Source organism: Flavobacterium sp. FlaQc-28 (genome assembly GCF_044007415.1).
Classification (GTDB): Bacteria; Bacteroidota; Bacteroidia; order Flavobacteriales; family Flavobacteriaceae; genus Flavobacterium.
The window spans coordinates 24,081-35,690 of the sequence record NZ_JBIPCM010000012.1; the positions used below are offsets into that span (position 1 = coordinate 24,081).

Consider the following 11,610-nt stretch of genomic DNA (forward strand, 5'->3'; position numbering starts at 1 on the left):
AGATTTACAATGAAAATAATAGCGGTAATTCCGGCACGATATGCTTCGACACGTTTTCCTGCAAAACTTATGCAGGATTTAGGAGGTAAAACAGTAATTTTAAGAACCTATGAAGCTGCGGTTTCGACAAAGTTGTTTGATGATGTTTTTGTGGTAACCGATTCTGATTTGATATTTGATGAAATCGTTTCTCACGGCGGAAAAGCAATTATGAGCATCAAAGAACATGAGTCTGGAAGTGACCGAATTGCAGAAGCTGTTGTCAATCTAGATGTCGATATTGTTGTAAATGTACAAGGTGATGAGCCTTTTACAGAAGCCGCGCCATTAGAGCAGGTTTTGTCTGTATTTAAGAATGATGCAAATAAGAAAATTGATTTGGCTTCGTTAATGCGTGAAATTACAGATGAAGATGAAATCAATAACCCAAATAATGTAAAAGTGGTGGTAGATCAATCACAGTTTGCATTATATTTTTCTAGATCAGTAATTCCGTACCCAAGAGATAAAGAGGCTGGAGTTCGTTATTTTCAGCATATTGGAATTTATGCGTTTAGAAAGCAAGCGTTATTAGACTTTTACAGTCTTCCTATGAAATCTTTAGAAGCTTCTGAGAAGTTGGAGCAATTACGTTATTTAGAATTCGGAAAACGCATTAAAATGGTAGAAACAACACATGTTGGAATTGGAATTGATACAGCAGAAGATTTAGAAAGAGCCAGAGCGATGCTGCGTGATATTTAATTACTCGTAGTTTGAACGTTGATTGAACATATTCGCTTTCGCGAAAGCGCGGATTTAAAACGGATTTTACTAGTTTAAGATGCTTTTTCTCATTTTATGTCATTTCGACCGAAGGGAGAAATCGCATTAGTAACTCCGAACAGAATTTCTCCAATCTTTGTCGAATTCCGAGTGTGATTTCTCTCTTCGGTCGAAATGACAAACTTTATGCTCACTTTTTAAAACACAAAAAAGCTCCAAAATATTTGGAGCTTTTTTTTATCTAAAACATTCTAAAAATCCTTAGTACAAACTAGGGTATTTAGAAGGATTAACTTCGTTCATCATGCTGTATACTTTCTCAAAAATATCTTCGGCTGAAGGTTTAGAGAAATAATCGCCATCAGTTCCGTAAGCAGGTCTGTGTGCTTTTGCAGCAAGTGTTTGTGGTTTGCTGTCAAGATAATTGTAAGCGTCTTGTTCTTCTAAAATTTGTTGCAGGATAAAGGCCGAAGCTCCACCTGGAACATCTTCGTCGATTATTAATAGACGGTTTGTTTTGGCAATACTTTTTACAATGTCTTTGTTTATATCAAACGGAAGTAACGATTGAATATCAATTACTTCACAATCAATTCCTAAATCTAATAATTCTGTTGCAACTTGCTGTACCAATCTTAAAGTTGATCCATAAGAAACTAATGTAATATCAGAACCTTCCTTTAAGGTTTCGACAACACCAATTGGTGTTTTGAATTCACCAAAGTTTAAAGGTGTTTTTTCTTTTAAACGGTAACCATTAAGACATTCAATTACTAAAGCCGGTTCGTCGCACTCTAAAAGAGTATTATAGAATCCTGCAGCTTGTGTCATGTCTCTTGGAACTAAAACGTGAATTCCACGAATCGCATTAATGATCATTCCCATAGGAGAACCAGAATGCCAGATACCTTCTAAACGGTGTCCGCGGGTTCTGATAATTAATGGCGCTTTTTGTTTTCCAACGGTTCTATATTGTAATGTAGCCAAATCATCACTCATGATTTGTATAGCATATAATAGATAATCTAAATACTGAATTTCAGCAATTGGACGTAAACCTCTTAAAGCCATACCAATTCCTTGTCCAAGGATAGTTGCTTCACGAATCCCGACATCGGCAACACGAAGTTCTCCGTATTTTTCCTGCATTCCTTCAAGACCTTGGTTAACATCACCAATGTTTCCAACATCTTCACCAAAAATCAAAGTTTCTGGGTATTTAGAGAATAATGCGTCGAAATTATCACGTAGAATCATTCGACCGTCAGAATCTGCTTTTGCATTTTCTCCATATTCAGGTAAAACTTTTTTTACTGAATATACATTTTGCTCAGATTCAGAATGTAAATTACTGCTGAATTTTTCTTGAGTAACTGCTATATAATTAGTAATCCAGTTTGATAAAAGCATTTTGCTGTTTGGGACTTCAACAAAACGAAGAATTTTTCTAGCAAAAACTAAAATTTCCTTTTTTAAAGGTGCTTTTATCGCACTTAATTCTGAAATGTATTTTTTAATTCTGTCTTTATGGTTGATGCTTGCTTCAGCAATTTGTTCCAATAAAGCCAAAAGATTTTTTTGATCTTCAATAATTGGATTGATGAAAGAGTTCCAAGCTTCTTTTTTGGCTTCTAGAACTTCTTTTTTCAATTCAAAATCAATCTCTGCTAGTTCTTCTGGAGATGCAATATTGATTGCAATCATCCATAAACGCATCTGACGAATACAATCGAAATCTCTTTCCCAAGCTAATCGTTCACCATTTTTATAACGTTCGTGAGAACCTGATGTAGAGTGTCCTTGTGGCTGCGTTAATTCGTTAACGTGAATTAAAACTGGAATATGTTCTTCACGAGCAATAGCGCCGGCTCTTTCATATGTAGAAACTAATTCAGCATAATCCCAGCCTTTTACTCTAAAAATTTCATATCCTTTAGAATCTTCATCACGTTGATATCCTTTTAAGATTTCAGAGATGTTTTCTTTTGTAGTTTGATGTCTCGCGTGAACAGAAATACCATATTCATCATCCCAAACACTCATTACCATAGGAACTTGTAATACTCCTGCAGCATTTATGGTTTCAAAAAACAAACCTTCAGATGTACTTGCATTTCCAATAGTACCCCAAGCCACTTCGTTTCCATTTACCGAGAAATTGTCTTTGATAGTAATACCGTCAACGTTTCTGTAAATTTTTGAAGCTTGTGCTAATCCCAATAATCTTGGCATTTGTCCAGCTGTAGGTGATATGTCTGAGCTTGAATTTTTTTGTTTAGTCAGGTTTTTCCAGGATCCATCTTCATTTAAACTGTGCGTAACAAAGTGTCCGCCCATTTGTCTTCCTGCAGACATTGGATCAAAATTTAAATCAGTATGACCATATAAACCAGCAAAAAACTGTTGTGGAGTTAATTCTCCAATGGCCATCATAAAAGTTTGATCGCGGTAATAACCAGAACGGAAATCTCCATTTTTAAAGGCTTTTGCCATTGCTAGCTGCGGCACTTCTTTTCCGTCGCCAAAAATTCCAAATTTGGCTTTTCCTGTTAAAACTTCCTTACGACCTAAAAGGCTACATTCACGACTTGTAACTGCAATTCTGTAGTCGTTCAATACTTCAGTTTTGAAATCTTCAAAGGTTAAAGTAGTATTGCTTTTTTCTTTTATCATAATCTTGTGGGTCATGTTGAGACTGCGAAATTACTTAAAAACAATTAATAATCATAATTCTTTAAAATAAATATAATTTAATTATTTGTATTTAAATTCAAAAAACTACGTATTTTATTTATGTTATTTTTATTGTTTTCGTTATTTTAATGATAATTATTTATGTTTTTGTTTAAAATTAATTCAATTAAAACCATTTTCGGGTGAAAAGATTAACTAATGTTTTTGGCGAGAAGGTAATTACGAATCGAATTTTTTCATTGTATTTATTTTGGGTGATTTCCCAGCCATTATTAGAATAAACTGGAAAATATAATTCAAAATAGTCTGGAACTAAATTTAACCGAATACCGCTGTCATAAGCAAAATATTCACTTTGGTGTTTGTTTTTTAATAAACCTATATCGCCATAAACTTCAATCCAATTCCAGATTGCATAGCTGGCGTTTAGAGTTGTCATCCATTGGTTAGCATATGCAGGTGCAAGTTTAGACTTAAAACCTCCTTCGGCCATAACATACTGCTGACTGAAAAATCCTGTGGTTTCTGATCTTCCGAAAAAGTTATAGTCAAAAAGGTAATCTGTAGGTCTGTCTAAACCAAAACTAAAATAATCCGAATTTGTTGTGTTGTAAATAAAAGTTCCGGCGTATAACCTTAAATTTAATTTATGATTGTTTTCAAATAAACGTCTGTATTCTACCTCTCCAGAAAGTTTTCCAAAATCTCCTGAAAACTGAATATCATTCATATAACTAAAATGATTAATCAGTTCTGTTTTTGTATTAGAATACCTGGCATTAAAAATAGAGTAGTTTGGTTTAGAATTGTCTGTTATGTAAGTACTTGCTTCTCGATTTACAATTACTTGTCTAAACATAAACAGCTGTTTTCTATTGTCTCTAAAATTTTCTTCACGAATTCTAAATTGAACCATTGGATTCAAACGCAAATAAGTGGCGTCTGGAGCGTAATGATAATAGTTTTGACTAATAGAGTAACGAACATTGTACAAGGTGCTGTGACGATAATTTTCGCTCCAAACAAAAGCCGATGACCCTGAGAGAGTTCCGGCTTTAATCGAATAGGCAGGAGTAATATCAAATGTAAACGGTTTGTCAAGAATGGTTTTATTATGAAAACGCATTCCAGGCGTAAAGCCATCGTATAAGTTGTACGATAGCGTAGGGATATATAAGATCTGATTGTAGTACGGATCTTCTAGATCTTTTGCAAAATTAAATTTTATCGGACGATTGGTAATGGCAAGCGTTTTTAACGACTTCCAGTTGTTTCTCTGGTTAAACTCAGGAACTTCGTTGTCGTAGTTTATGACAATTTTGTCGGCATTTTTACGATCAAAATGATAAACCGAATCGTTTTTTTGAGGTTCAATCCACTGTTTAAAAACAACTTCATTTTTTTTAAGTCCAAAAATAGGAATTGGAGCATAAATACCCGTTCTGTTTTTAACCGAAAAAGCAATGCTGTCTGCTGTTCTAGAAACGCTCGAAAATTTGTAATCAATAATATCACGAGAATCGATAATTGTTTTAAAAAACCAATCGATTTTTTTAGGGCTTTTATTAATTAATATTTTTTCAAAATCATATCGATTTGTTTGTTCTTCTTTGTTCAGATTGTAAAATTCCTGTACACTTTCAGGTACAATGTTATGGTTTAAATAATCATCTAAATAACTTAAACTTAGACCAGCTCTGTATTTACTCGCAATTTGTTCGTTAAACTTTATTAAAGTGTTTTTGGGATCTCCAAGAGGTTGATCCAAGTTTTTACGAGCCATCAGCATATAATAATAGCTGTATTGCTCATTAAAAGTTAAATTGGTAATGTTGTAGCTGTTAAAGAGTTTCATTTTAGAAAGATTGCCCAGCATTTTTTGATCTAAATGATTCTCTTCCATGTATTTTATCATGGCGTAAATCTGAATTCCATCAAAAATCCAGTTGTCTTTTCTAGGATCAAGACGAAGACTATTTTTTAGATAATTGTTAAGATAGGTTTTGAAAAAAGTAATTTCGAACATAAACTCATCTGTAAACGGACTTATAAAGGAAGGAAGCTGATTGAGTCCGTAAAACGGATTTCGATTGTAATCAGCTTGCGAAACAGTGATTTTTTCATGTGGATATTTTCCTATGAACTCGTTAGCAAAAGCGGTAACTCTATTAATAACAATTGCTTTTTGAGTTTCGCTGATTTTTTTATTGCTTAAATCTGAAAGAACTTCCAAAGAACCATTGCTGTAACTTTTAAAATTATTTTGCTTTTCGATAATTAAATTAAAATCGATTCTATTATTTCCAGAATAAGAATACGTGCTGAACAAAGGATTTGAAACATCTTTTGAAACCGAGTTTAAATCGGTAGTAATCGAATAGTTGACTGGTACTTTTATTTCAACTTGATAATTTGTAACGGCGTTTGCAATGTCATCAAGATTAAAATTATTGTATTTTGTAAAACGGTGATTTTCAAAACGGGCAGGGCTTAAGAACCAATTTTTTAAGTTCATTCCTCCATTTTGATCAAAACCGTAGTGCGTAAATTTGTCACTCGGAATTTTGGCAATATAGGTAATATGAAGATCAATTTGTTCTCCTGGACGCAGCTTTCGGTTTAATCTGACCACAATAAAATCAGGATTTTTGACAGTTCGTTCCCATTCAAGTGCCATAAAATCAGTATCAGTCAGGTTTAAAATCGTTGTATTTCCCCTTTCTGTTGTTTTAGCCACGTGAAAACCTCTGTAAAATTCATCCGAAAAACGTCTGGCAAGCGGTGTGTTTTTATCTGAAAATGCATTGTTCCAGTCATTCAAAACTATAGAAACTAAAGTATCGTTAGAAGTATTGCGATACGTAATATCCTGCTTGATATTTAGTGTTTTAAGTTCAAGATTTACCGCAACTTCCATCTTAGATTGATGTTGGCCGTATTGTTTTACTGAACTGAATAAAACAAAAATAAGGATTATAATTTTAGATAATGATTTCAAGAATTTGGCGTAAAATTTTGGACTGTATCTTTAATGTACGTGTGTTCTGTTATTTTGGTTTTATGTAAAAATAGCATAAAAAAAGCTGTTTTAAAAAACAGCTTCTCTTTTTTATACTAATATAGAATTCAAACATTAGAAGTTTGGACTCAAATCATATTTCTTGTAGAATTTATCTAAAACGTCAACAACTTCATCTTCAGTGTCTACGATTTTAAATAAGTTCAAATCTTCAGGGCTTACAGTATGCATTTTTTCAACTAAAACAGTCTTTACCCAGTCGATCAAACCAGACCAAAATTCAACTCCAACTAGAATAATTGGGAATTTTCCAATTTTTTTAGTCTGAATCAAGGTAATTGCTTCAAACATTTCGTCCAAAGTTCCAAAACCTCCAGGCATAACCACAAAACCTTGCGAATATTTTACGAACATTACTTTTCTCACAAAGAAATAATCGAAATTCAGGTTTTTGTCGTGGTCGATATAGGGATTAAAGTGCTGCTCAAAAGGCAATTCAATATTTAGTCCAACAGAAGTTCCGCCTCCTAAATGCGCACCTTTGTTTCCAGCTTCCATAATTCCAGGCCCTCCACCGGTAATTACGCCATATCCGGCCTTGCTGATTTTATAAGCAATTTTTTCAGCCAATAAATAATATTTATCGTCTGGTTTTGTTCTCGCAGAACCAAAAATAGATACACACGGACCAATACGTCCCATGCTTTCGTAACCATTTACAAATTCGGCCATGATTTTAAAAATCGCCCAGCTGTCATTTGTTCTAATTTCATTCCACGTTTTTTGTTTCAAACGGTCTTGAATTACTTTGTCCTCGTCATTATCAAAATCTTCTAATCTCATTTTAGGTATTTTAATTTATTATTCTATTTGTTTTTTTGCGTGGACGAAGGAAAGAGCTATTTACTTCGTCAGTTCGCTATTGCTCGTGTCCTGCTGTCCACTATATTTCCGATAAACAAAAACTACGGCTAAAAAGTCTTGCTTTTCTAAATCGGGAGATGCCGCTCCCATCAGGGCTAGGGCAGTTGGTTCCGAATAAACAATTAGTTTAATCGAAACATCTTTCTTCAAATACTTGAAATTTTGAAAAAAAGCGGTTACTAAATTAACTCTTTTTTTTAGAATTGTTACAAAAACGGAAGTTTATAATCTAAATCAAGTATAATAAAAATATTGATTTTTTGTTTTTGGGTCATTATCAAAGAATTAAAGTTATATGAACTTTAAGCGTGAAACAACTGAAAAGTAAAAAAGAGTTTATTGATTGCTGTTTTTAATTCAAATCTTTAATAGTTAGTGTTCTGTAAGTGTCGCAATACATATTTTTAGGTTTATTGTTTCTAGTTCCTGGAGTCAATATTTGATCATATGACGATATTACGCGATCAATCTCATCTTTTATAATGCGATTGGGGGCTATACAATTAACTTTAACAATCTTTCCTTCAGGATTAATAGAAAATCGTGGACTAAAAATGATTTCGCCTCTCAGATCCTGTTCACTAATGGTTTTAAGTGAAATATTCTGTATAATATATTCGTTTAGTTTTTCATACAAACAGTTATTGACTTCCCAGTTTGTTTGAAGATTTTCGCAGCCTTTTGTAATCGGTAATTGATCAACAACAGCAAATGTACTTGCTTTTATTATGATGTTTTTATTTTCTTTGACAAATAGTTGAATGCTGATTTTTCCATGCTTGTCGGCTTCTGAAAGTGCTAATTTTTCTAAAGGATATTTTTTAAAAATTTCAATAACTTTTCTGTCTAATTCTTTATTTCCTGTATTGATGCGAAAATTAGTTGGTTTCTTTTTTTTATTTATTTCAAAAGTTAATCTAATGGTATAATTAAATTTATTATTTGAAATTTTTTTGTACATGTAAGAAGATTTAATTGTAGAGAAATCAATCTTTTTTAAAAGGTTAGATTCTAAGTAAATTTTAAAGTAGTTAGCTAAATCACTATTCTCACTGGGTTTAGCTAAAGCTTGAAATGTATTATTTTCATTTGCATATTCCTCTTCAATTTCTTGTTTTGTGAAATAAGGATTATCAGATTGTGTTTCTTGAATAGTATTGATTCGTTCACGGACAATTTTGTTGAGGCTGTCTTTTTTTGTTTGTGAAGTACCAGTGAATGAGAATAATAATATTGCAATGAATAATAAAATTGATTTCATATTCTATGTTTTTAAAACTAAAATATAAAATAATTAGTATTAAAATATAACAATAGTAAGAATCTTTGTCAAAGTTTCAAACTTTGACAAAGATCTGTTTATTACTCTAATTCCTTTTTCAAAAACTTGGCCGTATAACTTTTTTTATTTTTAGCCACTTCTTCTGGAGTTCCTTTTGCTACTAATTGACCGCCGCCTTTTCCTCCTTCAGGACCAATATCAATAATATAATCCGCAAGTTTAATAACGTCCATATTATGCTCGATAACTAAAATCGTATTTCCTTTATCTACCAATTTATTGATAACATCCATCAAAACACGAATATCTTCAAAGTGTAAACCAGTTGTAGGTTCATCTAGAATATATAAGGTATTTCCTGTATCTTTTTTAGATAATTCTCCAGCTAATTTAATACGTTGTGCTTCACCGCCGGAAAGCGTTGTGCTTTGCTGTCCGAGTGTGATATATCCTAAACCAACATCTTGAATGGTTTTTACTTTTCTGTAAATCTTCGGAATGTTTTCAAAGAACGGAACCGCTTCATCGACTGTCATATCCAAAACATCCGAAATAGATTTTCCTTTATATCGAATTTCTAAAGTTTCTCTATTAAAACGTTTGCCTTGACAAGTTTCGCATTCTACGTAAACATCTGGTAAAAAGTTCATTTCGATAGTTCTTACACCAGAACCTTCGCAGGTTTCACAACGTCCGCCTTTTACGTTAAAGCTAAAACGTCCTGCTTTGTAACCACGTATCATACTTTCAGAAGTCATGGTAAACAAGTTTCTGATTTCTGTAAAAACCTCAGTGTAAGTGGCTGGATTTGAACGCGGCGTTCTTCCAATTGGACTTTGGTCGATATCGATAACTTTATCAATATGTTCTAAGCCTTCAATCTTTTTATAAGGTTGTGGTTTTTTTACGCCATTAAAATAATAAGCGTTCAAAATAGGATAAAGCGTCTCATTTATTAAAGTCGATTTTCCGCTTCCTGAAACTCCTGTAACGCAAGTTAATTGACCTAAAGGTATTTCTATCGAAACATTTTTTAGGTTATTTCCTGTGGCTCCAGTTAGTTTTAAAAACTTTCCGTTTCCTTCGCGGCGCTTTTTCGGAATTTCCAGTTTCATTTTACCGTTCAAATATTGAGCAGTAATGGTGTTAGAGGCCAAAGTTTCTTTTGGAGTTCCAATGCTGATGATTTCGCCGCCGTATTTTCCTGCTTTCGGACCAATATCAATAACATAATCAGCAGTTTCGATCATGTCTTTATCGTGCTCTACTACAATAACGGAGTTTCCAATATCGCGTAATTGCTCTAGAGATTTGATTAGTTTTTCATTGTCTCTTTGGTGTAAACCAATACTTGGTTCATCCAAAATATATAAAACGCCAACCAATTGTGAACCTATTTGTGTTGCTAATCGAATACGCTGTGCTTCTCCGCCAGAAAGAGATTTTGAACTTCGGCTTAAAGCCAAATAATTTAAGCCAACATTCATCAAGAAGTTTAAACGATCTTTGATTTCTTTGACAACTTCAGAAGCTATTAAAAGCTGTTTTTCAGATAAATGACTGTTTAAGTCTTGAAACCAAGCCGTTAAATCAGAAATGTCCATATTACATAATTCTGTAATATTTTTTTCATTGACTCTAAAAAACTGTGCTTCTTTTTTTAAACGTGAGCCTTCGCAAACTGGACAGTTTATTTCGTCCATAAAATCTTTTGCCCAACGTTTTATGCTGGTCGTTGCGCTTTCGTCATATTGATTTTTTATGAAGTTTGAAATTCCTTCAAAATCAATTTTATAATCTCGCGTAACGCCAAGATCTTTTGAGTTTATTGTAAATTTATCTTTTCCGCCATAAAGAATCATTGTCATGGCTTCTTCGGGAATTTTTTCGATTGGATCGGTGATTTTAAATCCAAATTTTTCTCCGATGGTCTCTAATTGTTTAAAGATCCAAGAAGATTTATATTCGCCAAGCGAAGCAAAACCACCACTTTTAATTGATAATTTTGGATTTGGAATAATTTTTTTAACATTAATTTCATGTACAGTTCCTAATCCGTTACAATGCGGACAAGCACCTTTTGGCGAGTTAAATGAAAATAAATTCGGTTCTGGATTTTGATAAGAAATTCCGGTTGAAGGACACATTAAATTCCTGCTGAAATAACGAACTTCATTAGAATCTTGATCTAAAATCATCAATACGTTTTCGCCATGATGCATGGCAGTATTAATACTTTCAGCCAATCGTTTCTGATTGTCTTCGGTGTTCTCGATAACCATTCGGTCTACAACAATTTCAATATCGTGCGTTTTGTAACGATCTAATTTCATTCCAGAAACTAAATCTTGTACTTCGCCATTTACACGAACTTTTAAGAATCCTTGTTTGGTAATTTGTTGAAATAACTCGGCATAATGTCCTTTTCTAGCTCTAATAATTGGTGCGAGAATATTTATTCGTTTTCCACTAAAATCCTGAATAATCAAGTCTTTAATTTGTTCATCAGAATAAGAAACCATTTTCTCGCCGGTGTTGTAGCTGTAAGCATCAGCACCACGAGCATAAAGAAGTCTAAGAAAATCGTATATTTCAGTAATAGTCCCAACGGTTGAACGTGGACTTTTACTGGTTGTTTTTTGTTCAATTGCAATAACAGGCGAAAGTCCGTCAATTTTATCTACATCTGGACGTTCTAATCCGCCAAGAAATTGACGGGCATAAGCCGAAAAAGTTTCGACATAACGACGCTGTCCTTCGGCATAAATGGTATCAAATGCCAAAGAAGATTTTCCCGAACCTGAAAGACCTGTTATAACAACAAGTTTTTCACGCGGAATTGAAATATCGATATTTTTTAGATTATGAACTCTTGCACCAAGAACTTCAATAGTGTTGTCTTTATCTAGCATAATTTTGAGCAAAA

Annotated in this window: 7 protein-coding genes; 1 reads left to right on the forward strand and 6 read right to left on the reverse strand. The window is 33.2% G+C overall.

Annotation, left to right across the window (positions count from 1 at the left end):
• Positions 1–9 precede the first annotated feature (9 nt).
• On the forward strand, positions 10–744 hold the full coding sequence (kdsB, locus tag ACHRVL_RS22300) for a 3-deoxy-manno-octulosonate cytidylyltransferase (protein WP_395415463.1): 735 nt from the start codon (positions 10–12) through the stop codon (positions 742–744).
• 282 nt (positions 745–1,026) lie between these two features.
• Here the strand turns inward: kdsB and ACHRVL_RS22305 are convergent, their stop codons facing one another.
• From ACHRVL_RS22305 to uvrA, 6 genes are all read right to left on the reverse strand, one after another.
• On the reverse strand, positions 1,027–3,438 hold the full coding sequence (locus ACHRVL_RS22305) for a thiamine pyrophosphate-dependent enzyme (RefSeq protein ID WP_395415464.1): 2,412 nt from the start codon (positions 3,436–3,438) through the stop codon (positions 1,027–1,029).
• Between the two features lie 187 nt (positions 3,439–3,625).
• On the reverse strand, positions 3,626–6,376 hold the full coding sequence (locus ACHRVL_RS22310; RefSeq protein WP_395415465.1) for an aminopeptidase: 2,751 nt from the start codon (positions 6,374–6,376) through the stop codon (positions 3,626–3,628).
• Positions 6,377–6,592: 216 nt separating this feature from the next.
• A complete protein-coding gene (locus ACHRVL_RS22315) occupies positions 6,593–7,321 on the reverse strand; it encodes a TIGR00730 family Rossman fold protein (protein WP_089054389.1) in 729 nt (242 codons plus the stop codon).
• A 60-nt stretch (positions 7,322–7,381) separates the two neighbouring features.
• Positions 7,382–7,552 (reverse strand): hypothetical protein, encoded by a 171-nt coding sequence (locus ACHRVL_RS22320; RefSeq protein WP_395415466.1) that lies wholly within the window; start codon positions 7,550–7,552, stop codon positions 7,382–7,384.
• 202 nt (positions 7,553–7,754) lie between these two features.
• Positions 7,755–8,663, reverse strand: a complete 909-nt coding sequence (locus ACHRVL_RS22325) for a hypothetical protein (protein ID WP_395415467.1) — start codon at positions 8,661–8,663, stop codon at positions 7,755–7,757.
• Positions 8,664–8,764: 101 nt separating this feature from the next.
• A complete protein-coding gene (gene uvrA / locus ACHRVL_RS22330) occupies positions 8,765–11,596 on the reverse strand; it encodes an excinuclease ABC subunit UvrA (RefSeq protein ID WP_395415468.1) in 2,832 nt (943 codons plus the stop codon).
• Positions 11,597–11,610: the final 14 nt, after the last annotated feature.

Coding starts and splice junctions, on each gene's coding strand:
- kdsB (WP_395415463.1), top strand. CDS start 10: ATGAAAATAATAGCGGTAATTCCGGCACGATATGCTTCGACACGTTTT.
- ACHRVL_RS22305 (WP_395415464.1), bottom strand. CDS start 3,438: ATGATAAAAGAAAAAAGCAATACTACTTTAACCTTTGAAGATTTCAAA.
- ACHRVL_RS22310 (WP_395415465.1), bottom strand. CDS start 6,376: ATGGAAGTTGCGGTAAATCTTGAACTTAAAACACTAAATATCAAGCAG.
- ACHRVL_RS22315 (WP_089054389.1), bottom strand. CDS start 7,321: ATGAGATTAGAAGATTTTGATAATGACGAGGACAAAGTAATTCAAGAC.
- ACHRVL_RS22325 (WP_395415467.1), bottom strand. CDS start 8,663: ATGAAATCAATTTTATTATTCATTGCAATATTATTATTCTCATTCACT.
- uvrA (WP_395415468.1), bottom strand. CDS start 11,596: ATGCTAGATAAAGACAACACTATTGAAGTTCTTGGTGCAAGAGTTCAT.